The sequence below is a fragment of the Pseudarthrobacter sp. Pseusp20 genome, assembly GCF_059492155.1.
Window position 1 is genome coordinate 705,685 of sequence record NZ_CP168521.1, and the last position, 26,394, is coordinate 732,078.

A 26,394-nucleotide genomic window follows, 5' to 3' on the forward strand; every position below is an offset into this window, starting at 1 on the left:
TTGAAGCATGACTGAAGCGTGGCACGGGTAATGGCAAAACGCGGAAGGTCAGGGGGCCGGAACAGCATCCGTGCGGTTGCAGGCGTGGTGGAGGTGCCTGCGGGCTCCCGCCAGAGTGGTCCGGTGGAGGGTGTCTACTACATCGATACCGGTGACTGCGAGCTGGTGGCGGACCAGGACAACTCCACGGGCTGGCTCCTGAAGATCAACGGGGTCATGAGCTCGCACATCGACCTCGCCGATCCCCTGTTTTTGGACTTCGAGTACATGCGGTGGATGGCGGCGCTCATTGAATCCCGCTGGCCGCCGTCGGACGCATCGTCGGCAAAGCTGCGCGGGCTGCACCTGGGTGGCGGCGCCTGCTCCATGGCCCGCTACTTCGCCGCAGCCTACCCGGACGCCCGCCAGGTGGTGGTGGAACTGGACGGCAAGCTCGCGGAGCATGTCCGCAACTGGTTCGACCTTCCCAAGGCGCCTTTGCTCCGGATCCGGGTAGGGGAGGCCCGCGCCGTGACGGAGACCCTGACGGCCGGCACCCGGGACTTCATCATCCGCGACGTCTTCGCCGGCGCCCACACCCCGCGCCCGCTGACCACCGCCGAATTCAATGCGCACGTCAAACGGGTCCTGGCCCCGGGCGGCCTGTACGTGGCCAACTCCGGCGATGCCCCCGACCTCCGGAATGCGCGGGAGGACGCGGCCACCATTGCGGCAGCCTTCCGGCACACGGTGATCATTGCCGACCCCGCCATGCTGAAGGGCCGGCGCTACGGAAACATGGTGATGGCCGGCAGCGACTCGCCCATCGTGGACGACCCACAGCTGCGGCGCAGGCTCCTGGGCGGAGCCGTCCCGGCCCACCTCTGGGACGACGCCCAGGTCCGGGCGTTCGCCGCCGGAGCGGCAGTCCGCCACGACCCGCCGGCGCCCCCGGAAGCCTAAGCCCGGCCCAGGAGCGCTTCGCGGTAATCCGCCATCCGTTCCCGGAGGGCCTGCACCACCGCGGCAACCGCGGGCCGGCGCAGCGAATCCGGGCGCAGGACCAGCCAGTAGGGGAGCAGTTCGCCGATCTCGTCGGGCAGCAGCCGGACCAGGTCATCGTGCAGGTCCGCCATGAAGCACGGCAGGAACCCGACCCCCGCCCCGGCCCGGGTTGCCTCCACGTGCACGAACACGTTGGTGGAGGTGAGGCCGTCGCGCATGGCCGGAACCAGCCGCCGCGGCGCGTCAAGGTCATCCACCTGCAGCATTGAATCCACGAAATACACCAGCGGGTGCCCGTTGAGTTCAGCCACGGTGGCCGGTGTCCCGTGCTCCGCCAGGTAGGCGCGGGACGCGTACATTCCCAGCCGGTATTCACCCAGCCGGATGGCCTCCGCCCGGTGCACCTGCGGCTCGCCCACCACCACCTCGATGTCCAGGCCGGACCGCTGCTGCAGGGCACGGCGCGTCATGGTCACCACTTCCACGCTGAGGCCCGGATGGTCCCGGCGCAGGCGCGCCACCGCTGGGGCTGCAATGTAGGCGCTGAAGCCATCGGTGGCGGTCATGCGTACGACGCCGGTAATCGGGTCGGGTGCCTGGCCTGCCGGTCCCAGCGTGCCCAGCACCGCTTCCACCTGTTCCGCTGCCCGCACGGCCCGTTCGCCGAGCTCCGTCAGTTCCCAGCCGCCTGCTGCCCGGGACAATACCCGGCCGCCGAGCGCTTTCTCAAGGGCGGCGATCCTGCGGGACACCGTGGTGTGGTTCAAGCCCAGGGCCTGGGCCGCCGTCGTGAACCTGGCCGAGCGGGACACTGCCAGGAGGACCAGCAGGTCATCGGGGTTCGCATTCATATCTGCAATTGTGCACATGTTTCGTGCCGCTTTGGGCATTGAAGTGCCTGGTTTGTGCAGCAATACTCATCTGAGTCACTTGTGCTGGAGATCACAGCGCGTGTCAATGTGGACACTAGGAGAAACCATGAGCGTAGAGCAGCGCCCCGCAAACGAGGCCGGGCATGCACCCAAAGGATCAGGACTGAAGAAGATCGTCGCGGCCTCCATGGTGGGGACGGTGGTGGAGTGGTACGAGTTCTTCCTCTACGCCACCGCCGCCACCCTGGTCTTCGGCAAGTACTTCTTCCCCGCCACCGGAAACGAGCTCGACGGGATCATCCAGGCCTTCCTCACCTACGCCGTGGGCTTCATTGCACGCCCGCTGGGCGGCATCGTGTTCGGCCAGATCGGTGACAAGCTGGGCCGCAAGCCCACGCTGCAGCTCACCATCGTGATCATCGGCGTCTCCACGTTCCTGATGGGCTGCCTCCCCGGCTTCGCCGACATCGGGTACCTGGCCCCCGCACTGCTGGTGGCCCTGCGGTTCATCCAGGGCTTCGCGCTGGGCGGCGAATGGGGCGGAGCAGTCCTCCTCGTGGCAGAACACAGCCCCAACAAGACCCGCGCCTTCTGGTCCAGCTGGCCCCAGGCCGCCGTCCCGGTGGGCAACCTGCTGGCCACCCTGGTGCTGTACATCATGTCCACCACCCTCAGCAGCGAGGCTTTCCTTGGCTGGGGCTGGCGCGTGGCCTTCTGGCTCTCGGCCGTGATCGTCTTCGTGGGCTACTACATCCGTACCCACGTCAGTGAATCCCCCATCTTCCTCGAAGCCAAGGAACTGGTGGAAAAGGAACAGGCCGTCAGCTACGGCGTGTTCGAGGTGGTCCGCAAGTACCCCAAGGGCATCTTCCAGGCCATGGGCCTCCGGTTCGCGGAGAACATCATGTACTACCTGGTGGTCAGCTTCGCGATTGTCTACCTCAAGAGCGTGCACAAGTACGACACGTCATCACTGCTGCTGGCACTGCTGATCGCGCACGTCATCCACTTCGCCATCATCCCGCAGTACGGCCGCCTGGCGGACCGGATCGGCCGCAAGCCGGTCTACCTCGCCGGAGCCATCCTGGGTGCCACCTGGCCGTTCTTCGCCTTCCCCATGTTCGACACCCGGAACGCCGTGGTGATTGTCCTGGCGGTGACCATCGGACTGTGCCTGCACGGCCTCATGTACGCCGGCCAGCCGGCCATCATGGCCGAGATGTTCCCCACCCGCATGCGGTACTCCGGAGCCTCCCTGGGTTCCCAGGTCACGTCCATCTTCGCCGGCTCCCTGGCGCCGCTGCTGGCCACCCAGTGGCTCAAGGACACCGGCTCATGGGTGCCCACCGCCATCTACCTGGTGGTGGCCTGCGCCATCACAACCGTGGCCGTCCTGAGCCTGAAGGAAACCAAGGGCATTGCCCTGGAAGACGTGGACAAGGAAGACGCCGCCCGCGAGGGACTGCTCAGCCCCACGCACGGCTGACCTGGCCACGATTGGACCGATGGAACCCGCTGGACCGCGTAGGCGCACAAAAGGAGAACTGCAATGGAGGACACGTTGAATGGACGCAAGGCGCTGGTCACCGGCGGTGCCAGCGGAATCGGGGCGGCGTGCGTGCGCGCACTTGCCGCGCGGGGAGCGAAAGTGGTGGTGGCCGACGTCGACGCCGCCGCGGCGGCGACGCTCGCCGATGAGGTGGGCGGCACCGCGTGGGGCGTGGACCTGCTGGACGTTGACGCCCTGGCCACCCTCAGCCTGGACTGCGACATCCTGGTGAACAATGCCGGTATCCAGCGCATCAGCCCCATCGAGGACTTTGAGCCGGCAGATTTCCGCCGGCTCATCACCCTCATGCTGGAGGCGCCCTTCCTGCTGATCCGGGCGGCGCTGCCACACATGTACGCGAACAACTTCGGCCGCATCATCAACCTCTCGTCGGTGCACGGGATCCGGGCCTCCCCGTTCAAGAGCGCCTACGTTTCCGCCAAGCATGGCCTGGAAGGGCTGAGCAAGGTGACGGCGCTGGAAGGCGGGGCTCACGGGGTCACGTCCAACTGCATCAACCCCGGCTACGTGCGCACGCCCCTGGTGGAGTCGCAGATCGCCGACCAGGCCAAGGTTCACGGCATCCCCGAATCCGAGGTCCTGGCCAAGGTGATGCTCACCGAGGCGGCCATCAAGCGCCTGGTGGAGCCGGAAGAAGTGGCGTCCCTGGTGGCCTGGCTGGCTTCCGCGGACGCCGGAATGGTCACCGGCGCCAGCTACACCATGGATGGGGGCTGGTCCGCGCGGTAGCACCCGTCCGGCCCCGCGCCTCCTATTCCAGGGGTTTGACCAGCCGGTGGTCGAAGAAGAAGACGCCGTAGGTCGTCTTCACCCCCACCGAACGCCGGTCCCGCCACACGACGACCCCTTCGCGCCTGCCGCTGAAGGGGTCGTCGCCTATGACGGTGTCACCCACCCGGTAAGGGGACCGCGGACTGAAGGCCTCCAGCATCAGTCCCAGGACCTGTCCCAGCGCTTCACCCACGCTGACGGGCTGGCCCAGGCGGGAAAAATCCTGTGCGTAGTCGTCCCTGGCCATGTGACCAACTCCTCCAGGCGGCAGCCTGCCGCCCGCTAACGGTGCTGGTTGGCCGAACGCTCCCAGCGGAGGATGGTCCTCCCATTCCGGCCGCCACCGTACGCCCACGCTAGGCGCCAATCACATCAGCAACATCAGTAACAGGTACTCAAGTTCTGAGGGGGGCATTACCTGCCCAGGCCGGCTCCGTTGATGATGTCCTCGGCGTTGTCGAATGCCCACGCAACCAAAGGCACCAGGAGAGCGCTCAATTCGTAGCCCCGCTCCGTGAGGCTGTAATCCACGCGGGGCGGAATGACCGGCTGGGCGTTCCTGCTGACCAGGCCATCACGCTCCAGGGTCTTCAATGTCTGGGCCAGCATCTTCTCGCTGATTCCCTCGGCCCGCCGCCGCAAATCACTCCAGCGCTGCTCACCCTCGGACAGGGAAAGCAGGATCAGGACTCCCCATTTGCTGGTGATGTGGTCCAGCAGGGTCCGGCTGGGGCACCCGGCGGGGAACACGCCGTCGGCAAAGGCCTGCGGGAGGGGCGACGCGTGAGGTGCTGTTTCCATGCCTTCAGCTTACCCAAAGCCTGGTATCTAACTTTTGGGTTAGTACCTTACTTCAAAGTGCGTACTCTCTGTTGGGAAGTTCTGCCGGCTGGCCATGGTTGTGCCCTCTGACAGAGAAAAACTCCCGAAAGGAACCACCGTGAGCATTGTTGTTACAGGCGCCACCGGACAGTTGGGCCGCCACGTTCTTGAAGCCCTCCTGGAGCGGGGCGTACCCGCCGCGGATATCGTGGCCGCCGGCCGGTCGGTGGAGAAGCTCGCAGACTTTTCCGCGCGCGGGGTACGCGTGCAGCACATGGACTATGCCGACCCTGGTTCCGTGGCCGAAGCACTCAAGGGCGCCCGGCGGGTGCTGCTGATTTCCGGCAGCGAAGTGGGCCGGCGGGTGGAACAGCACCGCACCGTGATCAACGCCGCAAAGGCCGAAGGCGTGGAGCTGCTGGCCTACACCAGCATCGCCAATGCGGACACCACGGGCATGCTGCTGGCGGATGAGCACAAGGCCACGGAGGCGCTGCTGCGCGAATCCGGCGTCCCCTTCGTCCTGCTGCGCAACGGCTGGTACCTGGAGAACTACACGGAACAGCTGCCGGGCACCCTGGCCCAGGGAGCGCTCGCGGGCAGTGCCGGAGAGGGCAAGGTCAGCGGGGCCGCACGGGCCGACTACGCCCACGCCGCAGCAGCGGTCCTGGTGGCCGATGGCCAGGCCGGCAAGGTCTACGAGCTGGGCGGCGACGAGGCCTTCAGCATGGCGGACCTGGCGTCCGAGATCACTGCAGCCACCGGAAAACCCGTCCGCTACAACAACCTGCCCACCGAGGATTACGTTGGCCTGCTCACCGGTGTGGGTGTTCCCGAGGCTTTTGCCGGGATCCTGGCTGATTCGGACCTGGGCATTGCACGCGGCGATCTCCTGGTCAGCACCGGCGACCTCCGCAGGCTGATCGGGCGCCCGACGACGTCCCTCGGCCAGGCGGTACGGGCCGCCGCTGCTGCGGGCTAGGGGAGCGCAGGCCTGACGGGGCAGTGGGCTGACAGGGCAGTGGCCTGACAGGCGCCGGTCTTACAGAGCAGAACATGGAAGTGCCCGGTCCGTTCGGGGACCGGGCACTTCTTGCTTCAGTACTGCTGCCAGGGCAGGTGCAGTCCTAGGTTTTGGATCCGGTTAGGGCCAGCGTTCCGCCGAGGCCGATCATCATTGCCCCGCCGACCGCCTCCACCGCGGGGACGCGCCGCGGTGAGCGGACGAACCACAGCCGCGCCCACCCCGCCGCGATCGCCCACACGCTGTCCGAGACCAACGCGATCAGCAGGAAGACAGCACCCAGCAGTGCAAGCTGGAACGGAATGTTGCCGGCAGGGTAGTCCACGAACTGGGGCAGGATCGCCACGAAGAACACCACCGACTTCGGGTTCGTGGCGCCCACCACCGCCCCCTGGCGCACCAACGTCCACGGAGTGGAGGCCGGCGGCGGCGCAAGCCGCCGGGAACCGTGCCCCCGGCGGACAATGGTCCGGATCCCCAGGAAAACCAGGTAAGCGGCACCTGCCAGCTTCACGATGCTGAAAAGAAGCACGGACTCGGCCACCACCACACCCACGCCAAGGGCCACGGCGATGACCTGGACCAACTGGCCCGTGGCATTTCCCAGGACGGTAAGGACGCCGCCGCGCCACCCCAGCGCGAGGGAACGTCCAATGACGAACAGCACGCTGGGGCCCGGGACGGCGATCAGGATTACGGACGCCAGGGCGAATGCCACCAGGTTGGACATTGGAACCATGGCTGATTGTAGCTCCGGTACGGGCGTCCGCAGCCGGCTGTTTCCGGCTTAGCTGCCCGTGCCTGCCCCGACCACCGGCAGCGGCGAGGTCTCGTCCTCAAGGTGGGCCCGGCGTCGGCCGACACCCTTGATCCACAGGCGGTAGGCCATCACCAGCAGTCCCAGCCATGCCGCGCCCACGTACAGGGCGATCCGGGTGTCCTCGAACGCGCCCAGGATGGCGATCACCAGCACCATGAAAGCGATGGTCAGGACGGAGGCGGCGGGCCACCACGGCGACGGGAATTCCGACGCCGGCAGGCCCCCGCGGGCGATTTCCCGCTTCATTGCAACATGGGACGCGAGGATCATCACCCAGACCCAAACGGTGGCGAAGGTGGCAATCGAGGCAATCACCAGGAACACATCCTCCGGAATAACGGCATTGAGGACCACTCCCACCAGGAGGATTCCCGCCATCATGACCACGGTCATCCACGGGACGCCGTGCCGGGAGACCTTGCCGAAGGCGGCCGGTGCATGGCCCTGGCTGGAAAGCCCGAAAAGGATGCGTCCGGCGCCGAAGATATCGCTGTTGATGGCTGAAAGCGCGGCCGTGATCACCACGGCGTTCAGGATGTGCGGTGCCGCCGGGATGCCCAGGCCGCTGAAGATCTGCACGAACGGGCTGCCACTGGTGCCCACCTGGTCCCACGGGAAGAGGCTCATCAGGACTCCGAGCGTGAGGACGTAGAACAGCAGCACGCGCACGGGCACAGTGTTCACGGCCTTTGGGATGACCTTTTTGGGGTCAGCCGCCTCGCCGGCCGTGATGCCCAGGGTCTCGATGCCGCCGAACGCGAACATCACCACGGCGAACGATGCCAGGAGGCCTTCGAAGCCGTTGGGGAACAATCCGCCATGGTCAACGAGGTTGCCCAGTCCCGGAGCCACGGCAGTGCCGTCGCCCTGGAAGCCGAACACGATCAGTGCAGCGCCGCCCGCGATCATGGCGATGATGGCCGCCACCTTGATCAGCGAGAACCAGAACTCAAGTTCTCCGAAGACCTTGACGCTGAGCAGGTTCAGCGCGGCGAGGAAGCAGATGACGGCCAGGATCCAGATCCAGCGGTCCACCTGCGGGAACCAGAAGCCCATATAGATGCTGAAGGCCGTGACGTCGGCGATCGCCACGATGGCCATCTCGAAAACGTACGTCCAGCCGGTCACGAAGCCGGCGAGGGGGCCGAGGTACCGGCTCGCGTACTGGCTGAAGGAACCCGATACCGGGTGCCGCACGGCCATTTCGCCCAAGGCGCGCATCACCATGAACACGGCTGCGCCGCCGATGATGTAGGCCAGCAGAACTGCCGGCCCGGCTTTCTGGCTGGCGGAGGCTGAGCCATAGAAGAGGCCGGTGCCGATCGCCGAGCCCAGCGCCATGAAGCGGATGTGCCGGACGTTCAGCCCGCGGTTGAGGACATGCCCCACGCCGGCAGTTGGCTTGTGCGTTTCCGCCGCGGTTTCGGTCCGGGTTGGGGTTGGAGCTGGTTGCATGCAAATACCTTCTCGTCATTGGGAGGGGAGCCGCTAACCAGCAGACCATTTTCGCAGGCACCGTGATGAGGCTCACGGCGGGTTGCTGTCTTTCATTTCAGACTGTTCGCGGCGCCCTTTCGCTGCGGATATCATTTGGCGCTGCGCATCTTACTTTTCGCGCCGGATATTTAGGGCGCGAAAAGGGATATGCGTGTCGATAAGGCGTACGACGGAGCGAATGTCCGGTATTCCAGACACGGTGAGTCCGAACGGGGTTCCAATGCCACCTCAAGGGGCGCAAGCTTAAGTACGGGATACCGGACAGAGCTAGCCAGAAAGACCCTTCCAGCCGATGAGCACTGCACTAAGCGCCGAAACAGGGGGCGCCGGGAACCAGGCGCCCCGGGCATCCGTCAAGGCAACGTCAAAAGTTCCTGCCGCAGAAAACACCCTGCGCATCCTCAAGCTGTTGGCTTCGCGGCGTGGCCCCATGGCGGCGTCGCAGATCGCGTCCAGCCTGGACCTGCCCCGCTCCAGCGTCTACCACCTGCTGGGGGTGATGGAGGCCAATGGCTTCGTCCTTCATTTGCACGAGGAACAGCGCTACGGGCTGGGCATCAGCGCTTTCGAGCTCAGCTCCGCGTACTCGCGCCAGGAGCCGCTGTCCCGGTTGGGCCGCCCACTGCTTGCCTCGCTGGTGGACGCGATTGGCGAGAGCGCCCACCTCGCCGTCCTGCACGGCCGCGACGTCCTGTACATCGTGGAGGAGCGGGCCAAGAACCGCCCGTCCCTGGTCACCGACGTCGGTGTCAGGCTTCCCAGCCACCTCACTGCCAGCGGCCGGGCCATCCTTGCCGCCCTGCCCAAATCCCAGGTGCGCGCCCTGTACCCCAACGCTGCTGCCTTCACTGCGCGGCACGAGGTGGAGGGGGCCATCATGAAGTACTCCGCCCTGTCCTCGCACCTGGACCAGGTCCGCCAGCGGGGCTACGCCACCGAACACGGCGAGGTGACCCCTGGCTTCGGCTCCATTGCCGCCGCGGTCACCGACCATTTGGGGTGGCCTACCGCGGCCGTCGCGGTCACCTTCCTGGAGGACAAACTGCCTGCTGACGAGTGGCCGGTACTGGCGGCCCGGGTGCAGAAAGTAGCCGACGAACTCTCGGTCCGCATCCACGGCCGCCCGGTCAAATGAGCGCAGCCAAACAACTGACGGCGCTGGTCTGAAATACCGGACAGCACCCCGCTAAAACCGCTGTGAAGCCCGTCCTCAAAGGGCTTTAGTTGATACAGAACTTCTTCGAAACCTCAGACACCAAGAAAAGGAGCCCATCATGGCACCCGCCGATTTCACCACCGGGGCCCGCCCGGTCAAGGCAGCCCGCGGCACCGAGCTCACCGCCAAGTCCTGGCAGACCGAAGCGCCGCTGCGCATGCTGATGAACAACCTGGATCCCGAGGTCGCCGAGCGCCCGGACGACCTGGTGGTCTACGGCGGCACTGGCCGCGCCGTCCGCTCCTGGGCAGCGTTCGATGCCATCACCCGCACCCTGGAGACCATGGAAAAGGACGAGACCCTGCTGGTCCAGTCCGGCAAGCCGGTGGGCGTCTTCCGTACCAACGAGTGGGCCCCGCGCGTGCTGCTGGCCAACTCCAACCTCGTCGGCGACTGGGCAACCTGGCCCGAATTCCGCCGCCTCGAGGCCGAGGGCCTCATGATGTACGGCCAGATGACCGCCGGCTCCTGGATCTACATCGGCACCCAGGGCATCCTGCAGGGCACCTTTGAAACCTTCGCCGCGATCGCCCGCAAACTCACCGGGGACGAGAACGGCACGCTCGCCGGCACGCTGACCCTCACCGGCGGCTGCGGCGGCATGGGCGGCGCCCAGCCCCTCGCCGTCACCCTGAACGAAGGCGCCTGCCTGATTGTCGACGTCGACGAAACCCGCCTGCGCAGGCGGGCCGGCAAACGCTACCTGGACGAGGTGGAAACCGACCTCGACGCCGCCATCGCCAAGGTGCTCAAGGCCAAGGAGGAACGCCGCGGCTGGTCCGTGGGCTACGTGGGCAACGCCGCCGAAGTCTTCCCCGAGATCCTGCGCCGCCACAAGGCCGGCGAACTCACCGTGGACATCGTCACCGACCAGACCTCCGCCCACGATCCCCTGTCCTACCTGCCCGAAGGCATTTCCGTGGACGAGTGGCACCGCGAGGCAGAGGCTGATCCTGAAGGGTTCACCAAGAAGGCCCAGGCATCCATGGCCCGGCACGTCCAGGCCATGGTGGAATTCCAGGACGCCGGCGCCGAGGTGTTCGACTACGGCAACTCCATCCGCGACGAAGCCCGCAAGGGTGGTTACGCCCGGGCCTTCGAGTTCCCCGGCTTCGTCCCCGCCTACATCCGGCCCCTGTTCTGCGAAGGGCTTGGCCCGTTCCGCTGGGTTGCCCTGTCCGGTGACCCGGAAGACATCCGGGTGACGGACGAAGCCATCAAGGAGCTCTTCCCGGAGAACAAGCACCTGCACCGCTGGATTGACGCCGCCCAGGAACGGGTCGAGTTCGAGGGCCTGCCGGCGCGCATCTGCTGGCTCGGCTACGGCGAACGAGCCAAGGCCGGGCTGCTCTTCAACCAGCTCGTCAAGGACGGCAAGGTCAAAGCTCCCATCGTGATCGGCCGCGACCACCTGGATTCGGGCTCCGTCGCCTCCCCGTACCGCGAGACCGAGGCCATGGCGGACGGCTCCGATGCCATCGCCGACTGGCCAATGCTGAACGCCCTGCTCAACACTGCCTCCGGCGCCACCTGGGTGTCCCTGCACCACGGCGGCGGTGTGGGCATCGGCCGCTCCATCCACGCCGGCCAGGTTTCCGTCGCCGACGGCACCGACCTCGCCGCGCAGAAACTCGAGCGCCTCCTCACCAACGACCCCGGCATGGGCGTCATCCGCCACGCCGACGCCGGCTACGAACGCGCCCTCGACGTCGCCAGGGAACGCGGCGTCCGCATCCCCATGAATGAAGGCAAGTAGAAAATGACTGTTACGACACACGAACCGCTGACCGTCACCCTCGGGTCCGTCGGCGTCACGCCCGGGGATCTGCTCGCCGTCGCACGCCACGGCGCGAAGGTGACCATCGCGCCGGACGCCCTGGAAACCGTCGCCAAGGTGCGCGCCCACATCGATGACCTCGCCGCCAGCGACGTCCCCGCCTACGGCATCTCCACCGGGTTCGGTGCCCTGGCCAACCGCCACATCCCGAATGAACTGCGCACCCAGCTGCAGAAGTCCCTCATCCGGAGCCACGCTGCGGGCATGGGGCCGGCCGTGGAGCGGGAGGTGGTCCGCGGCATCATGTTCCTGCGCGCCAAGACCCTTGCCTCCGGCCGCACCGGCGTCCGCCCCGTGGTCCTGCAGACCATGGTGGACGTCCTCAACGCCGGCATCACCCCCGTGGTCCGCGAGTTCGGCTCGCTGGGCTGCTCCGGTGACCTGGCGCCACTGTCCCACTGCGCCCTGGTCCTGATGGGCGAAGGGGAAGCGGAAGGGCCCGACGGCGTGACTTACGGCGGGCGGGGAGAGCGGCCTGTCGCTGAGCTGCTGGCAGAACACGGCATCGAGCCCGTCACCCTCGCCGAAAAGGAGGGCCTGGCCCTGGTCAACGGCACCGAGGGCATGCTGGGCATGCTCCTGATGGCCATCGCCGATCTTCGCCAATTGCTGTCGACGGCGGACATCACCGCCGCCCTGAGCGTCGAGGCGCTGCTGGGCACCGACCAGGTATTCCTGCCCGAACTGCACGCCGCGCTGCGGCCCCACCCGGGCCAGGCGGCAAGCGCGGACAACATGCTCCGCGTGCTGTCAGACTCTCCCATCGTGGCGTCGCACCGGGTGGGGGACTCCCGGGTGCAGGACGCCTACTCGCTGCGCTGCGCCCCCCAGGTTGCCGGTGCCGTCCGGGACACCGTTGACCACGCCGAATTGGTGGCCACCCGGGAGCTGGCGGCAGCCATCGACAACCCCGTGGTCCTTCCCGACGGGCGTGTGAGCTCCAACGGCAACTTCCACGGCGCGCCTGTGGCATACGTCCTGGACTACCTGGCCATCGCCGTCGCCGACCTCAGCTCCATCGCTGAACGCCGGACCGACCGCATGCTGGATCCTGCCCGGTCGCATGGCCTGCCCGCCTTCCTCGCCGCTGACCCCGGCGTGGACTCCGGGCTGATGATCGCCCAGTACACCCAGGCCGGCCTGGTTTCGGACAACAAGCGGCTTGCCGTTCCGGCCTCCGTGGACTCGATTCCGAGCTCCGCCATGCAGGAGGACCATGTCTCCATGGGCTGGCATGCGGCACGCAAGCTGCGCAAGGCGGTGGAAAACCTCCGCCGCGTCCTGGCCATCGAACTGGTGACCTCGGCGCGGGCGCTGGACATCCGCTCGCAGCTCTCGGGCGGGGTCCTGACGCCGGGGCCCGCGGGTACCGCTGTCGTGGCCGCGCTCCGCGGGGTGGTGGAGGGGCCGGGGACGGACCGGTTCCTGTCGCCGGAACTGGAAGCGGCTGACCGCCTGGTCGCCTCAGGTGACGTGCTCCGGGCAGCCGAATCCGCCGTCGGGTCGCTCGCCTGATACCGAAGAATCTTCAGCGCCTACTGACCGTCCGTCCGAAAGGTGGAATTTCCGGCGCCCCCGCCCCCCGGGGCGCCGGGAGTGTAGTAGAACTGAAGATGTAGTGAAAGTCACATCAAAGAAGCTGTGGCAGCAGAACGATACAAAGGGGTAGAAGTTCAAATGAAAGCACGTGGGGCAGTCCTGTCCAGGCGCAATGCCCATTCCGCCGCGGTATCCAACTGGAAGGCCCTCAAGGCCGGGGACCGCGTCGAGATCATCAAGCATGCGCATGTGGTGGCAGCCGGGGAGGTGGAAGAGGTGTCCCAAAGCGGCAACGTCCTTTGGCTGGTTCCGGCCGGTCCGTCAGGCCCCGCGGAGAAGCAGCTTTTCCTGAAGTCCGACGGCGTGGAGGTCCGCCGCGGCTAGCAGTCCCGCAAGCAGCAATAAAAAATCCCCGCACTGCCGTATGGCGTGCGGGGATTTTTTGTAGGCGTGGTCAGACCGCGAAGGACTCGTACGTTTCGCCGAAAGGTACTGATGCGTCCAGGGCTACCGTGTAGCTTCCCGGGTGCAGCCTGGTGACGCGGATGCCGCACTCGGCATCCTTCGCTGCCACCCCAATCAGTTCGGCCACCGCCTCTTCCAGTCCTGCGTGGACCTCGCTGGCGCTGGAGAACTCCAGGCTGATGGACCGCAAAGCAGGTCCTTCGGTGGGCTTGGCGGCGGTGGGGATCCGCTCCAATGTGGCTGTAGTCATGTACTGCACTTTCTGTGTTTCGTGCCAAGATGGCTCAACCATTCTACCGACTGCTCCGGTTAGATGTCAGATGACTGTCCTTTCGGGCGCTGGATGTGCAGTCACAAAGGCTTTTGTTCGCGGGATCGAAGCGAATCAACGACCATGGATCTCGGGGCCCAGGGGCCCTGGAAGCACCCGATCGATACGGCTTGAGGAGAATTCGGTATGAAGATCATGCGCCTGGGCGAAAGCGGCAGCGAGCAGCCTGCGGTCCTGGTTTCCCCGGCGGACGGCATCGACCGGTATTACAGCCTGCTGCCCCTTACCGCCGACGTGGACGGGGAGTTCCTTGCCGGGGGCGGACTGGACAGGGTGCGGGATGCACTGGAGGCCGGGGAACTGCCGGTTTTGGCGGGCGCCGCTGCGCTTCGGGTTGGTTCCCCCGTGGCCCGGCCCGGTTCGGTGGTGGGCGTCGGGATGAACTACGCCGCCCATGCCGCCGAATCGGGTGCCGAACCGCCAACGGTCCCCGTCGTCTTCCTCAAGCCCAGCAACACCGTTACCGGACCCTGCGACCCCGCCCCGCTTCCGCCGCACTCCACCCAATATGACTGGGAAGTGGAACTGGGCATCGTGATCGGCAGCGAAGCCAGCTACCTCGGGTCCGTCGAAGAGGCGTCCAAGTGCATTGCCGGCTATGTGACCGCCAACGACTTCTCCGAGCGGGAATACCAGTTGCCGGGAGCGGCGGGGCAATGGACCAAGGGGAAATCCCTTCCCGGGTCCACGCCCCTGGGCCCCTGGCTGGTTCCGGCGGGGGAGATCGACGGCGGCAACCTGCGGCTGCGCAGCTGGGTGAATGGTGAGCCGCGCCAGGATTCGTCGTCGTCGGAGCTCATCTTTGATGCGCCCACACTGGTCCACCACTGCAGCCAGTACATGCGGCTTGAACCGGGTGACGTGATCCTGACCGGGACGCCGCAGGGTGTGGCCCTCAGCGGCCGTTTCCCCTACCTCCAGCCGGGCGACGTGGTGGAGGTAGAGGTGGACGGCCTGGGCCGCCAGCGCCAGGAGTTGTTCCGGGCACGGGCGGCCGTCAGAGCCTAGGGTTACTGGCCCGCTTTTACCGCCAGGACCGGGCAGTCCGCCTCCAGCAGGATGCGCTGGGATGTGCTGCCCATGATCAGCTTGCCCACCGGGGTGCGGCGGCGCAGGCCGATCACGATCAGTTCGGCGTTGTGCTCCTCCGCGGCGTCCAGCACCTCGGCCGCGGCATCATGGCCGCGGACGGGCCGCTTGATCAGGTACTCGATGCCCTGGCCGGCCAGCCGCTTCTCGATGTCCTGGATATCGCCGTCCTGCGCAAAGCGGTTGTCCACCGGTGCTTCGCCCTTTGAGGAGTTGATCAGCACCAGGGTGCTGTTGCTCTTCCTGGCCTCGGTGATGGCCTGAGTGAGGGCGGCTTCGCCCTCGGGGGTGGGGACGTATCCCACAACGACGGTCATGGAGTCTCCTTTTCTGCTCGATGCGGGTAGTGGGATCTGGCGACGGGGCGGGCCTGCTCAGTCGCTGTAGTCAGCTGCGCCCGAATTGGCGGGAACCAGCGGCCTGCGGTCCGGACGGCTGCGCCGGTACAGCTTGTAGGCAAAGGGCCAGAGCAGGATGAGGCCAATGATGACATAGATCCCGACAGCGATCGGCTCGCTGAAGAGCCCTGCCGGGTCACCCGCGCTCAGCTGCAGGGTCTTGCGGAGCTGCCCTTCGATCCGCGGACCCAGGATCACGCCAAGGATCAGCGGCAGGACGGGAAGCCCGAAGCGCCGCATCATGAAGCCCAGTGCGCCCAGGACCAGCAGGATCACCAGGTCGAACGCCTGCAGGTTAACCGAGTAGGCGCCCAGCGTGGCGAAGAACAGGATGCCGGCATACAGGTAGGGGCGGGGCAGCTGCAGGAGTTTCGCCCACATCGGTGCCAGCGGGAGGTTAATCAGCAGGAGCAGCAGGTTGCCAATGAAGAGGCTGGCGATCAGCGCCCACACAAGGGGCCCTTGGCTTTCGAAAAGCTGCGGGCCCGGCTGGATGCCGTAGCTGGTGAAGGCGGCGAGCATGACGGCGGCGGTGGCGTTGGTTGGCAGGCCCAGCGCCAGCATGGGGGTCAGGGTGCCGGCGGCCGCCGCGTTGTTGGCCGCTTCCGGACCGGCAACGCCCTCGATGGCACCCTTGCCGAACTCTTCGGGGTGTTTGCTGAGGCGCTTTTCCGTGACATAGGAGAGGAAGGTTGGGATCTCGGCGCCGCCTGCCGGCAGTGCGCCGAACGGGAAGCCAAAGGCGGTCCCGCGCAGCCAGGGCTTCCAGGAGCGCTTCCAGTCGGACTTGCCCATCCAGGGCTGGCCCACGGGAATGGCATGCAGGGGGGTACGGCGCAGGTGCGCGGCCACCCAGAGGGCCTCTCCCACGGCGAAGATGGCCACGGCCACCACCACGATGTCCAGGCCGTCCGCCAGGAGCGGCTGGCCGAAGGTGAGGCGGCGCTGGCCGGTCACGGAGTCCATGCCCACAAGACCAATGGCCAGGCCCAGGCCCAGGGAAGCAAAGCCGCGCAAGCGCGACGAACCGAGTACGGCCGTGACCGCCAACAGCGCCAAGACCATGATGGCGAAGTAGCTGGGTGCACCAAGGCTCACTGCGAACTTCACCACGATCGGCGCGCAGACGGCCAGCAGCGCCGTGCCGATGGTGCCGGCGACGAACGAGCCGATGGCCGCCGTCGCAAGCGCCTGCGCCGCCCTGCCCGCCTTGGCCATCTTGTTGCCCTCGATGGCGGTGACCACGGAGGACGATTCGCCGGGAGTGTTGAGGAGGATCGAGGTGGTGGAACCGCCGTACATGCCGCCGTAGTAGATGCCGGCGAACATGATGAAAGCGCTGGTGGGTTCCAGGGCATAGGTGACGGGGAGCAGCAGGGCAACGGTCATGGCCGGGCCCAGGCCGGGGAGGACACCGACGGCGGTGCCCAGGACGACGCCGATGACGGCGTACAGGAAATTCATGGGGGTCAGGGCGGTGGCGAAGCCGTCCATCAGGGAGGACCAGACGTCCATTTAGAGGATTCCTTCCAGGAGGCCGGCCGGCAGCGCGATGCCCAGGCCGAGGTAGAAGCCGTAGAAGGTCAACAGGGACAGGGCCACGGAGATCGCGCCGTCCCGGACGTAGCGGCGGCTGCCGAGGGCCAGGACGCTGCCCCAGAACAGGACGGTTCCGGAGATCACCCAGCCGGCCCAGTCGATCAGCAGGATGTTCAGGATGAACGCGCCGGCCAGCGGCAGGACGGTCTTCCAGTCGGCGGGGTGCGTGAGGTCGACGTCCTCGCCGCCCTCAGCCTCGCCCTTGCCGCCGCGCAGGACGTTGACGGCCAGCAGCACGGCGCAGACCACCAGCATTCCGGCCACGATGAACGGAACGGTTTTGGGACCCACCGGGTCGGACTTCGAATACGGGGTTACCAGGCCGTTGGCATCCAGGAAGACCAGGACGCCGGCCGCCCCGAGCAGGAGTGCAACTCCCAGCTCGGAGCGGCCTTTGAGGCCTGTGGTCAGGGAGGTCACGCCAACCCAAGCTTGGTGAGGACGTCCGCCACCCGCTTGTCCTGCTCGGTGAGGAAGGTCTTGAACTGGTCACCGGTGATGAAGGCATCGGTCCAGCTGTGGGTCTTCAGCGCTTCCTTCCAGCCGGCCGTGCCGTGCATCTTTTCCAGGGCTGCGATCAGGGATGCCTTGTCCTTGTCGCTGATTCCCGGAGGGGCCACGACGCCGCGCCAGTTGGTGAACACCAGGTCGATGTTGGATTCCTTGAGCGTGGGTGCGTCCACGCCGTCCAGGCGCTTCTCGCCGCTGGTGGCCAGGACCCGGACCTCGCCGGATTCGATCTGCTTCAGGTACTCGCCGGCGCCGGAAGCGGCGAAGCCCAGCTTGTTGCCCAGGATTGCGGGCAGGAGGTCGCCGCCGCCGTCGTAGGCAACGTAGTTGACCTTGGTGGCGTCGATGCCCACGGCCCCGGCCAGCTGCATGGGCAGCAGGTGGTCCGGGCCGCCGGGGGAGGAGCCGCCGCCCACGGCGATGGAACCGGGATCGGCTTTCCAGGCCTTCACCAGGTCATCGATGGTCTTGTACGGGGAGTCCTTGCTGACCATGATGGCGCCGGGCTCTTCGATCAGCCGGGCCAGCGGGGTGGTGTCGGTCAGCTTGGACTCGGACTTGTTGGTGTAGCTGGCGCCGACAACGCCCAGGCCCATGAGCATGGCAAGATCGCCGTTGCCCTTCTCGTTGACCACGCGGGCCAGGCCCACCGTGCCGCCGGCCCCTGCGAGGTTGAAGACCTCGGTGTTGGTGGAGATCTTCTCGTCGTCGAGGACCTTCGCGGCGGCGCGGGCGGTGGTGTCGTAACCGCCGCCGGGGGTGTTGGGGACCATGATCTGCAGGCCGGTGATGGGTCCGGCGGCGGCGCCGGAGCTTTCCGAACCGGTGGAGCTCTTGCTGGTGGCACCGCAACCGGTGGCCATCAGGGCGATGCCGGCGGCAACGGCGGCAATTCGCAATGCGCGGATCTGGCGCATGTGTTCCTCTTCTCTCGAACAAATCTGACCGGCATCGGCTGCCTTGCGGTTCCGATGCCTTGTGGTTCCGATGCTAGGGGCGGCCGTGACGCCGATCACTCTTGTGTACGCAGAGAAAGTTGTGTTCATTGCGTTCACGTTTCCAAACCCCCACAACGGCCCGGCCGCGGGCTTTGGGATATAGTTCCCGGTACCAACCCCGGCCCTGGGCCCGCGCTGCTGCGCGCATAAGGGGCCAGCCAAACCCGCCGGACAACTCCCGGCCCAACCAGCAACTCCAGGAAGACCATTGTGACTCGACGACGAGGAATGTCCCTCGCGGGGCAGTACCTTCTGCTGCAGTTGCTCATTGTCCTGGCCGTCCTGGTGGGCGTGGTGGCCATCTCCCTGGCCCAGTCCGCGGCCGCCTTCGAACGGATCGAAGGCAGGCGTGCCCTGTCGGCCGCGGAAGCCCTGGGCGGCAACCCCGTGGTGCGCGAACTCCTCCCGGACGCCGAACCGCGCGGCGGGGCCGTCCTGCCGTCGGTGGCGGAATCCGTCCGGATCGTCTCGGGCTCCTCCCGGGTCGCGCTCGCGAAACTGGACCGCACCGTGGTGGCGTCCTCGGACCCCAGCCTGCTGGGCGAGCCGCTGGAGCTCGGCGCCAGCCGGGTGATGGAAGGCAGGGCCTGGACCGGAGTGGTGGGCGGCACGCCCGCCCCGCTCCTCTCCGCCCACGTCCCGGTCCTGGACGATACCGGCCGCATGATCGGGATCGCCTCCATCAGCCGCAACTATCCCACCGTGCTCGAGCGGCTGGGCGACGCCGTCCCCAACCTCCTCACGTACCTGGGCGTCGCCAGCGTCCTGGGCATTGCCGGCTCCTTGCTGCTCTCGCGGCGGGTCAAACGGCAGACTCTCGGCATGGAACCCAGCGAAATCACCAGCCTGGTGGAGAACCGCGAAGCCATGCTGCACGGCCTCAAGGAGGGTGTGGTTGCGCTGGACCTGCACGATCGGATCACGGTGGCCAACCACAGCGCCCGCGCCCTGCTGGGACTTCCGCCCGACTGCGTGGGCAAACGCGTGGCGGGCCTCGCCGTCGAACCCGCCCTCAAGGAAGTCCTCACCCGGGACCAGCCCGGGCCGGACCAGCTGGTGCTGGTGGGGGACCGGCTGGTGGTGATGAACCGGGTGCCCATCCAGTCCCGCGGCCGGGTCATCGGCTCGGTCACAACCCTTCGCGACCGCACGGAACTCTCCGAACTGGAGCAGGAACTCGGCACCACCCGCACTGCCACGGACACCCTGCGGGCCCAGGCGCACGAGTTCGCCAACCAGCTGCACGTCATTTCCGGCCTGATCCAGATCGGCGAGTACGACTCCGTGGTCCAGTTCGTCAACGGTGCCACCGTGGACCGGACCCGGCTCAATGACGAAGTGACCGGCCGGATCAAGGATCCCGCGCTCGCTGCCCTGCTGATCGCCAAGTCCAGCCTCGCCACCGAACGGGGCGTGGCCCTGCAGCTGCACCCCGACTCCGTGCTGGACCCCGTTGATGACGAGTTGTCCCGGGACCTCACCACCGTGGTGGGGAACCTGGTGGACAACGCGTTCGACGCCGTCACCGGGCTTCCGCAGGGAGCCGTCACGGTGCGGGTGGAGGGCAAGGCAGGGAAAGACGTCGTGGTGACGGTGCGGGACAATGGTCCCGGCGTTCCCGGCAGCTCCACGGACCACATCTTCCGCCAGGGCTTCACTACCAAGGAACCGGGCCCGGCCGGCAGCCGCGGTTTCGGGCTGGCGCTGTCCCGGGTGGTGTGCCGCCGCAGTGGCGGGAACCTGGCGGTGGCCAACGATAATGGGGCTGTCTTTACCGCCGTGCTGAAACGAGGGAGTACCCAGCCATGATCAAGGTCCTGATCGTCGATGACGACTTCATGGTGGCCAAGGTGCATGCCGGCTTCATCCAGCGCACGCCGGGCTTCGCCGTGGTGGGTGCGGCACACACCGGGGCCCAGGCCGTGGCGGAAACCGAACGGCTCCAGCCGGACCTGGTGCTGCTGGACATCCACCTTCCGGACATCAATGGCCTTGACCTGATGCAGCGCCTGCGAGCGGTGGCACCGGAGCTGGACGTGCTGGTCATCAGTGCCGCACGGGAGGTGGAGACCGTGCGGAAGGCGCTCCGGGGCGGCATTGTCCATTACCTGATCAAGCCTTTTTCGCAGACGGACCTGCAGGAGCGGCTGGAGCACTACCGCAATGCCTACCAAGGCCTTGACGCGTCCAAGGACGTGGCCGAGCAGTCGGACGTCAACCGGGTGTTCGGCCTGGACCGCGCCGAACGTCCGCTCCCCAAGGGCTGCAGCATCGAGACCCTGAAGCTGGTGGAGGCGGCATTGAACGCTGCCGCCGGTGACGTGTCAGCCGCAGAAGTGGCCCAGGAACTGGGCACTTCCCGCGTCAGCGCCCGCCGCTACCTGGAATACCTGCACGACGAAGGCACCCTTGAGGTGCGGCTCAAGTACGGCGTGGGACGGCCGGAGCGCCGGTACGTCCTGAAGGGAGCCTGATTCCGGGCTGCGGCGTCTTTCAGCGCAGCAGCGTGTCCACCAGCCGCGCTGCGGTTTTGGCGGTCCGGCCGTCGATATCGAAGGCCGGGTTCAGCTCCGCAACGTCCAGGTGCAGGAGCTTCCCGCTCCGCGCCACCTGCCGGCACACGGCGGCAATAACAGGCAGCGGCACGCCGTAGGCCGCGGGCGCGCTCACCCCGGGCGCCACGGCCGCGGGCAGCACATCCAGGTCGATGGTCAGGTACAGCACGTCGATGTCCGCCAGGAAGGCGTCCACGAAGTCCCGCACCCTCTCTGCGTCGCAGTCCTCGTCCAGCAGGTACCGAACGCCCAGCGTCCGGGCGGTGTCGAACAGGACCCGGGTGTTGTTCGGCTCCGAGATGCCCACGACGGCGTAGCGGAATTCCCGCCCGGCGTCCGCTTCCGCATGGGCCATCTGCAGGAACGGGGTCCCGGAACTGGGCACCGGCTCGTCGCGGAGGTCGAAGTGGGCGTCAAGGTTCAGGACACCAAGCCGCTGCCCGTTGCGGACCGCCGACGAGGCGCTGACGCCGAGGTAGCTCGCGTAGGCGGTTTCGTGGCCGCCGCCCAGGACAACGGTCTGGTGGCCGGCGTCCAGCAGGGCCGCCACTGCGCGGCCAAGCCGTTCCTGCCCGGCTTCCAGGTCTTCCCCGGGCACCGCCACGTCGCCGAGGTCAGCCACCGTCCGGTCGAGGTGGAAAGCGAGCGGGCCCAGCGCCTTCCGCAAGGCTGCGGGGGCGGCGGACGCTCCGGTGCGCCCCTTGTTCCGGCGCACTCCCTCGTCGCTGGCGAAGCCCAGCAGGGCCACGGGCCTGCCGGTCGCCGTACCCCCCGTACCCTGCGCGCCCATCCCGTCCCCCGCACCCGCCGTGGTGCTGTCCAGCGTGTCAACTGCCTGCCACCATCGGCGGTGGCCGGGAGCGTCGCCGTCGAACCTCCCGGTCCAGAGCTGGGGCGGGACATCGACGGCGGGGAGCTGGAGGGACATGACTCAAGCTCACCGCATGCGGGGCACGAAAACCAGCAACGCCGCCGTCGTCCTGTCCGGGATCCAAGAACCCCCTAACTCCAGGACCCGGCTTCCAGGTACCCGGACTTCTTACTGCGCCGGGGATATGCCGGGTGCAGGGGTTATGGTGAGAGCAGTCCGCCCCATCGAAGCGTGGCGTGTCCGCTTCCGGATCCACGCAACCATTCCAGGCTGGAGAGCCTTCCCCATGTTCGAAGCCCCAGACATCCTCTTTGCCGCGGCAGGCATCGCCGTCTTCATCGCCGCGGTCCTGCCCAAGCTGCTGCGCGACATGCCGCTGTCCATGCCCATGGTTTTCCTTGGTGCCGGGATGGGGGCGTTCGCGCTGATTCCATCGCTGCCGGACCCCAACCCGGTGGAGCACGGCGATTTTGTCATGCACCTTGCGGAGGTCTGCGTGATCATTTCGCTGATGGGCGCCGGACTGGCCCTGGACCGGCCGGTGGGACGCAAGCGCTGGTCCACCACGTGGCGGCTCCTGGGCATCGCCATGCCGTTGTGCATCCTGGGGTTGACGCTGCTGGGCATGTGGTTCCTGGGCCTGGGGCTGGGCGCGGCCCTGCTGGTGGCCGCCAGCCTCGCCCCCACGGACCCGGTCCTCGCGTCCGAAGTCCAGGTGGGCGAGCCCGCGGACCAGGATGGCCATACCGACAAGGAGGATGAGGTCCGGTTCGGACTCACCTCGGAAGCCGGGCTGAACGACGGGCTGGCTTTCCCGTTCGTGTACCTGGCCATTGCCATCAGCGTCGCCGGGGCAAGCCCAACTGCCTGGTTTGGCGAATGGTTCGGGCTGGACGTGCTGTGGCGGCTGGCCATCGGGCTGCTGGTGGGCTTCCTCACCGGCAAGCTGCTGGCAAGGGTCTTCTTCTCCGCCCATGCGGAGAGCTTCAGGCTGTCCAACCACTCCGAGGGGTTCGTGGCCCTGGCGGCGACGTTCCTGGCCTATGGGCTGACGCAAATGGTGGCGGGCTACGGATTCATCGCGGTCTTCGTCTGCGCCGTGACCATCCGCGCAGCTGAACGCACCCACGGCTACCACCGGGTGCTGCACTCCTACGTGGAGCAGCTGGAACGGCTCCTGACGGTGGTGATCCTGGTCCTGCTCGGCGGTGCAATCGCCCGTGGGCTGCTTGAAGGGATTGGCTTGGGGGAAGTGCTGGTGGCGTTGGCATTCCTGCTGGTGGTCCGGCCGCTTGCCGGCTGGCTGGGCCTGCTGGGCGGCAAGACCGGGCCGCGGGAACGCGTGGCGCTCTCCTTCTTTGGCATCCGCGGCATCGGGTCGGTGTACTACCTGGCCTTTGCGCTGGGCGAAGGCCACTTCACGGACCAGGCACACTGGCTCTGGTCCTTCATCGGGCTGGTGGTGGCGCTGTCCATCGTGATCCATGGCGCCACCACCTCGCCCCTCATGAACCGGCTGGACCGGCTGCGCGAAAGGAAGGCGCTGGCGGTGTCCGGCGACGAGGGACTCGCGCCGAACACCCCTGTATAGCTGCATGCCGTGCAGCTATACAGGGGTGTAGCTACATGCCCAGTGCGGCCTCGATGGGCCCGATGGCGAAGAACAGTGCGAACGCCGCGGCCACGGCCCACATCAGCGGGTGGATGTCCTTGACCCGTCCCTGGACGGTGCGGATCAGGACGTACGCGATGAAGCCTGCGCCCAGGCCGTTGGCGATGGAGTAGGTGAACGGCATCAGGGTGAACGTCAGGAACGCCGGGATGGCGATGCCCCAATCCTGCCAGTCGATCTTGCCCACCTGGGACACCATCATGAAGCCCACCACTACCAGCGCCGGGGCCACTGCCTCGAACGGCACCAGGTTGATCAGCGGGGTGAAGAACATGGCCACCAGGAACAGCAGGCCGGTGACCACCGAGGCGATACCGGTGCGGGCGCCTTCGCCGATGCCGGCGCCGGCCTCGACATAGATCTGGTTGGAGGAGACGGAAGCGCCGCCGCCGATGATGGCGCCGAGTGCGTCCACCTGGAGCACGCGGTCGACGTCGGGAATGTTGCCGTGCTCGTCCACCGTTCCGGCCTCGTTGGCCAGGCCCACCATGGTGCCCATGGCGTCGAAGAAGATGCTGAGCAGGATTACGAAGGCCAGCAGGGTGGCGGCCACGAAGCCGAGGTGTTCGAAGGCGCCGAAGGGATTGGCCTTGCCGATCAGGGACAGGTCAGGGGCGGCCCAGCCGGAGAACGCCGGCGCCACCAGGGACCAGCCCTGGGGGTTGAAGTTCTTGCCGTCGAAGCTGGGTCCGATGTGCAGGGTTGTCTCAAGGATCACGGACAGCACGGTGGAGGTGATGATGCCGATCAGGATGGCGCCCTTGATCTTGCGCACCACAAGGGCGATGGTCAGGATCAGGCCGAAAACGAACACGGCCGTGGGCCAGCCCAGCAGCTTGCCTTCGAAGCCAAGGCCAACGGGCACCGTGGTGCCTGCAACGTCCGGAATGCGCCGCACGAATCCGGCGTTGACCAGCCCGATCAGGGCGATGAACAGGCCGATGCCCACCACGATTGCCGTCTTGAGGCCGTCCGGCACGGCCTTGAAGACGGCGGTCCGGAAGCCGGTGAGGACCAGGATCAGCATGGTGACGCCGGAGAGGACCACCAGGCCCATCATGTCCGGCCAGCTGAGTTCCGGGTTCGTGGCCACGGTGACGGCCACGAAGGCATTCACGCCGAGGCCGGTGGCCAGCGCGAAGGGGTGCCGGCCCCAGGCGCCCATCAGGATGGTCAGGATGCCTGCCACGAACGCGGTCACGGCGGCCACGGCGGTGAAGCCCAGTGTGGTGCCGTTCGAGTCCGGACCGGACAGGATCAGCGGGTTCAGCACCACGATGTAGCTCATGGCGAAGAAGGTGGCGAACCCGCCGCGGATCTCGCGGGAAAGGTTGGAACCGCGCTCGGTGACCCTGAAATACCGGTCCAGGGCAGAGCCTTGCTTAAGCATTAGTCCTCCGGGGAAGTGTGTGGGGATACCTGCATCCTAAGGGGGCGGCAGGGAATGGGCCGGCAAATGCGCCTAGTCTGTAAGGAAGCCAACACAAGGAGCAGCCCAAACATGCGCCACGTCCGCCGCCGACTGCTGGGCTTTGTGCCCGGTTTCTTCGTCCTCTCCGTTGTCCTCGCCGCCGCGATGCTGGGCCTGGCGGGCCCGGCCAGCGCCCATGATGCCGCAGAGTCCACCAGCCCGGCCCAGGGTGCGGCGCTGCCGGCGCCGCCCGGCGAGGTTTCGGTGACCTTCAGCAACAAGCCGCTGGGCATCGGCTCGTCGTTCTCGGTCAAGGACGCCGGCGGTACCGAATGGGCTGAGGGGTCCGTGCAGATCGTGGACAACGTGGCCACCCAAAAGCTTCGGCCAGGCGGCCCCGCGGGGAAGTACACCGTGGCATGGCGCGTGGTCAGTTCGGACTCGCACCCCATTGAGGGCACATTCACTTTCACCGCGGCCACAGGCGACCCGTCCGCAACGGCGGGCCCGGCCAGTCCGACGGCGGCGGGTGCAGTCCCGGGAATGGGTACAGCACAGCCCGGGGTTACGGAGGAGCCGTCCGTGCCTGCCAATGCCGGCGAGCCCTTCCAGTGGAGCATCGTGATTTTTGCGGCCGTTGCCGTGGGGCTGCTGGTGGCCCTCGGCGTCCTGGCCCGGCGCCGGCTCACAGGCGACGGGGATGACGGGGACGGCATGGATGCCGGGGAGGACGGCCGGGGGTAGCCCGGCCCGGGGGGGCCGGCCGGCTCCGGCCTGGCGGCGGGCAGGGCTGTCAGCAGGTCAGCACCGCAAAGCTGCCCGTTGCCGGGAAGGCGCCGCCGGACGGGTGGCCACTGCCGGGATTGACCTTGGCGGAGATGGCCTGGCCCACCGTCTTGGCCTGGCGCAGTACTTCCTTGGGCGACGGCGTGATCAGCTCACCCACTCCCACCAGGTAGATGCCAATGGCCCGCATGGCCGCTGCCACGTTCCGGCCTACGGCGATCCCGAAGTCGTTGAGCATGCGCCGCAGCTGGCTGTGGGCGCACCTGGTCAGGACGATGTGGTCGGCCACCAGGATGCCGGTGGGGGTGTGCACCTGCCATTGCGGAGCGGCGCCGTGCCCGGGTCCCTGGAGCATGGTCAGCTGGACCGCGCGGGTTGTGTTCCGGACGTCCACGCTGTGGCTTGTGGCGTAATTGCGCAGATGGCGCAGGATCTCGTTGCGCTCCCGGAGGGTGTCGCTGTCCGCCGCGTCGCAGCGCTGCAGCGATGACGTGTTTGCGGGTTGCCCGGCGCCGAGGATGTCCAGCCCGTCCACCACAATGGAGGCCACGCGGTGGCGGCGCAGTTCTGCGGCCACGGCAAGCCCGGACAGGCCCGTGCCAATGATGACAGTGGTGGTCTGTTCGGTCTGGGCATCCCCAGGCATGCTTGACACTACAGTTTCCCTCCTTCGAAGCTTTCGGCAGGTGCCGGCGTCCTCGCCGGCCCGCGTCCCGTTACCCCCAAGTACGGCCGCAGCGCATGGCCCGGGACAGTG

General features: G+C 67.1%; 26 protein-coding genes. 13 read left to right on the forward strand and 13 right to left on the reverse strand.

The genetic code is table 11. The annotated features are described in order from the left end of the window. Window positions 1-30 precede the first annotated feature (30 nt). The gene (locus tag ACEN9K_RS03425; protein WP_018772201.1) at window positions 31-942 is read left to right on the forward strand and encodes a spermidine synthase; all 912 of its coding nucleotides are present in this window, start codon (window positions 31-33) and stop codon (window positions 940-942) included. On the opposite strand, the gene ACEN9K_RS03430 is transcribed toward ACEN9K_RS03425, so the two are convergent. Next, the gene (locus ACEN9K_RS03430; RefSeq protein WP_018772202.1) at window positions 939-1,835 is read right to left on the reverse strand and encodes a LysR family transcriptional regulator; all 897 of its coding nucleotides are present in this window, start codon (window positions 1,833-1,835) and stop codon (window positions 939-941) included. The genes ACEN9K_RS03425 and ACEN9K_RS03430 overlap by 4 nt on opposite strands. Window positions 1,836-1,962: 127 nt before the next feature. Between ACEN9K_RS03430 and ACEN9K_RS03435 the strand changes: the two genes are divergently transcribed. Continuing rightward, window positions 1,963-3,342, forward strand: a complete 1,380-nt coding sequence (locus ACEN9K_RS03435; protein ID WP_018772203.1) for an MFS transporter — start codon at window positions 1,963-1,965, stop codon at window positions 3,340-3,342. A gap of 63 nt (window positions 3,343-3,405) precedes the next feature. After that, window positions 3,406-4,155: a 3-hydroxybutyrate dehydrogenase gene (locus tag ACEN9K_RS03440; RefSeq protein ID WP_018772204.1), complete on the forward strand. Its 750-nt coding sequence runs from the start codon at window positions 3,406-3,408 to the stop codon at window positions 4,153-4,155. Between the two features lie 22 nt (window positions 4,156-4,177). On the opposite strand, the gene ACEN9K_RS03445 is transcribed toward ACEN9K_RS03440, so the two are convergent. Continuing rightward, the gene (locus tag ACEN9K_RS03445) at window positions 4,178-4,444 is read right to left on the reverse strand and encodes a hypothetical protein (protein ID WP_018772205.1); all 267 of its coding nucleotides are present in this window, start codon (window positions 4,442-4,444) and stop codon (window positions 4,178-4,180) included. Between the two features lie 167 nt (window positions 4,445-4,611). Beyond that, a complete protein-coding gene (locus ACEN9K_RS03450) occupies window positions 4,612-4,998 on the reverse strand; it encodes a winged helix-turn-helix transcriptional regulator (protein WP_018772206.1) in 387 nt (128 codons plus the stop codon). Window positions 4,999-5,137: 139 nt separating this feature from the next. On the opposite strand from ACEN9K_RS03450, the gene ACEN9K_RS03455 reads away from it, so the two are divergent. Continuing rightward, the gene (locus ACEN9K_RS03455; RefSeq protein WP_018772207.1) at window positions 5,138-6,001 is read left to right on the forward strand and encodes an SDR family oxidoreductase; all 864 of its coding nucleotides are present in this window, start codon (window positions 5,138-5,140) and stop codon (window positions 5,999-6,001) included. 145 nt (window positions 6,002-6,146) lie between these two features. Here ACEN9K_RS03455 and ACEN9K_RS03460 read toward each other — a convergent pair whose 3' ends face one another. Together ACEN9K_RS03460 and ACEN9K_RS03465 are read right to left on the reverse strand one after the other, a co-directional pair. Continuing rightward, window positions 6,147-6,782 carry a LysE family translocator gene (locus ACEN9K_RS03460; RefSeq protein ID WP_026266143.1) on the reverse strand — a complete coding sequence of 212 codons (636 nt, stop codon included), beginning with the start codon at window positions 6,780-6,782 and terminating at the stop codon, window positions 6,147-6,149. Window positions 6,783-6,830: 48 nt separating this feature from the next. Then, on the reverse strand, window positions 6,831-8,318 hold the full coding sequence (locus ACEN9K_RS03465; RefSeq protein ID WP_495635180.1) for an amino acid permease: 1,488 nt from the start codon (window positions 8,316-8,318) through the stop codon (window positions 6,831-6,833). A gap of 334 nt (window positions 8,319-8,652) precedes the next feature. Between ACEN9K_RS03465 and ACEN9K_RS03470 the strand changes: the two genes are divergently transcribed. The 4 genes from ACEN9K_RS03470 to ACEN9K_RS03485 all read left to right on the forward strand — a co-directional run bounded on the left by ACEN9K_RS03470 (window position 8,653) and on the right by ACEN9K_RS03485 (window position 13,336). Further along, the gene (locus tag ACEN9K_RS03470; RefSeq protein WP_018771733.1) at window positions 8,653-9,495 is read left to right on the forward strand and encodes an IclR family transcriptional regulator; all 843 of its coding nucleotides are present in this window, start codon (window positions 8,653-8,655) and stop codon (window positions 9,493-9,495) included. A gap of 139 nt (window positions 9,496-9,634) precedes the next feature. Beyond that, window positions 9,635-11,332, forward strand: a complete 1,698-nt coding sequence (hutU, locus tag ACEN9K_RS03475) for a urocanate hydratase (protein ID WP_223993619.1) — start codon at window positions 9,635-9,637, stop codon at window positions 11,330-11,332. Window positions 11,333-11,335: 3 nt separating this feature from the next. After that, complete coding sequence (gene hutH / locus ACEN9K_RS03480) at window positions 11,336-12,928, forward strand: histidine ammonia-lyase (protein WP_495635181.1); 1,593 nt, start codon at window positions 11,336-11,338, stop codon at window positions 12,926-12,928. A gap of 162 nt (window positions 12,929-13,090) precedes the next feature. Then, window positions 13,091-13,336: a hypothetical protein gene (locus ACEN9K_RS03485; protein ID WP_018771730.1), complete on the forward strand. Its 246-nt coding sequence runs from the start codon at window positions 13,091-13,093 to the stop codon at window positions 13,334-13,336. Between the two features lie 70 nt (window positions 13,337-13,406). On the opposite strand, the gene ACEN9K_RS03490 is transcribed toward ACEN9K_RS03485, so the two are convergent. After that, on the reverse strand, window positions 13,407-13,667 hold the full coding sequence (locus ACEN9K_RS03490) for a hypothetical protein (protein WP_144601200.1): 261 nt from the start codon (window positions 13,665-13,667) through the stop codon (window positions 13,407-13,409). Window positions 13,668-13,874: 207 nt separating this feature from the next. Between ACEN9K_RS03490 and ACEN9K_RS03495 the strand changes: the two genes are divergently transcribed. Continuing rightward, window positions 13,875-14,756: a fumarylacetoacetate hydrolase family protein gene (locus tag ACEN9K_RS03495; protein WP_495635182.1), complete on the forward strand. Its 882-nt coding sequence runs from the start codon at window positions 13,875-13,877 to the stop codon at window positions 14,754-14,756. Window positions 14,757-14,758: 2 nt separating this feature from the next. On the opposite strand, the gene ACEN9K_RS03500 is transcribed toward ACEN9K_RS03495, so the two are convergent. From ACEN9K_RS03500 to ACEN9K_RS03515, 4 genes are read right to left on the reverse strand one after another with little or no spacing between them, the layout of a single operon-like run. After that, the gene (locus ACEN9K_RS03500; RefSeq protein WP_018771727.1) at window positions 14,759-15,154 is read right to left on the reverse strand and encodes a universal stress protein; all 396 of its coding nucleotides are present in this window, start codon (window positions 15,152-15,154) and stop codon (window positions 14,759-14,761) included. A 57-nt stretch (window positions 15,155-15,211) separates the two neighbouring features. Next, a complete protein-coding gene (locus tag ACEN9K_RS03505; protein ID WP_018771726.1) occupies window positions 15,212-16,750 on the reverse strand; it encodes a tripartite tricarboxylate transporter permease in 1,539 nt (512 codons plus the stop codon). After that, window positions 16,751-17,254: a tripartite tricarboxylate transporter TctB family protein gene (locus ACEN9K_RS03510; protein WP_018771725.1), complete on the reverse strand. Its 504-nt coding sequence runs from the start codon at window positions 17,252-17,254 to the stop codon at window positions 16,751-16,753. After that, window positions 17,251-18,261: a Bug family tripartite tricarboxylate transporter substrate binding protein gene (locus ACEN9K_RS03515; protein WP_018771724.1), complete on the reverse strand. Its 1,011-nt coding sequence runs from the start codon at window positions 18,259-18,261 to the stop codon at window positions 17,251-17,253. Before ACEN9K_RS03515 ends, ACEN9K_RS03510 begins: the two co-directional genes overlap by 4 nt. 309 nt (window positions 18,262-18,570) lie before the next feature. Here ACEN9K_RS03515 and ACEN9K_RS03520 point away from each other — a divergent pair, with 309 nt between their 5' ends. After that, the gene (locus tag ACEN9K_RS03520; protein WP_018771723.1) at window positions 18,571-20,151 is read left to right on the forward strand and encodes a sensor histidine kinase; all 1,581 of its coding nucleotides are present in this window, start codon (window positions 18,571-18,573) and stop codon (window positions 20,149-20,151) included. Further along, window positions 20,148-20,816, forward strand: coding sequence for a response regulator (locus ACEN9K_RS03525; protein ID WP_018771722.1), 669 nt, complete (start codon window positions 20,148-20,150; stop codon window positions 20,814-20,816). Before ACEN9K_RS03520 ends, ACEN9K_RS03525 begins: the two co-directional genes overlap by 4 nt. Before the next feature lie 19 nt (window positions 20,817-20,835). On the opposite strand, the gene hutG is transcribed toward ACEN9K_RS03525, so the two are convergent. Continuing rightward, on the reverse strand, window positions 20,836-21,825 hold the full coding sequence (gene hutG, locus ACEN9K_RS03530) for a formimidoylglutamase (protein ID WP_495635183.1): 990 nt from the start codon (window positions 21,823-21,825) through the stop codon (window positions 20,836-20,838). Between the two features lie 229 nt (window positions 21,826-22,054). Between hutG and ACEN9K_RS03535 the strand changes: the two genes are divergently transcribed. Continuing rightward, entirely contained in the window at window positions 22,055-23,359 is a 1,305-nt protein-coding gene (locus ACEN9K_RS03535; RefSeq protein ID WP_056392276.1) for a cation:proton antiporter, read from the forward strand. A 31-nt stretch (window positions 23,360-23,390) separates the two neighbouring features. Here the strand turns inward: ACEN9K_RS03535 and ACEN9K_RS03540 are convergent, their stop codons facing one another. Further along, window positions 23,391-24,830 carry an NCS2 family permease gene (locus ACEN9K_RS03540; RefSeq protein WP_056392274.1) on the reverse strand — a complete coding sequence of 480 codons (1,440 nt, stop codon included), beginning with the start codon at window positions 24,828-24,830 and terminating at the stop codon, window positions 23,391-23,393. A 111-nt stretch (window positions 24,831-24,941) separates the two neighbouring features. Between ACEN9K_RS03540 and ACEN9K_RS03545 the strand changes: the two genes are divergently transcribed. Continuing rightward, the gene (locus tag ACEN9K_RS03545; protein ID WP_018771718.1) at window positions 24,942-25,595 is read left to right on the forward strand and encodes a copper resistance CopC family protein; all 654 of its coding nucleotides are present in this window, start codon (window positions 24,942-24,944) and stop codon (window positions 25,593-25,595) included. A gap of 49 nt (window positions 25,596-25,644) precedes the next feature. Here the strand turns inward: ACEN9K_RS03545 and ACEN9K_RS03550 are convergent, their stop codons facing one another. Next, complete coding sequence (locus ACEN9K_RS03550) at window positions 25,645-26,283, reverse strand: NAD(P)/FAD-dependent oxidoreductase (RefSeq protein WP_018771717.1); 639 nt, start codon at window positions 26,281-26,283, stop codon at window positions 25,645-25,647. Between the last annotated feature and the right edge of the window lie 111 nt (window positions 26,284-26,394).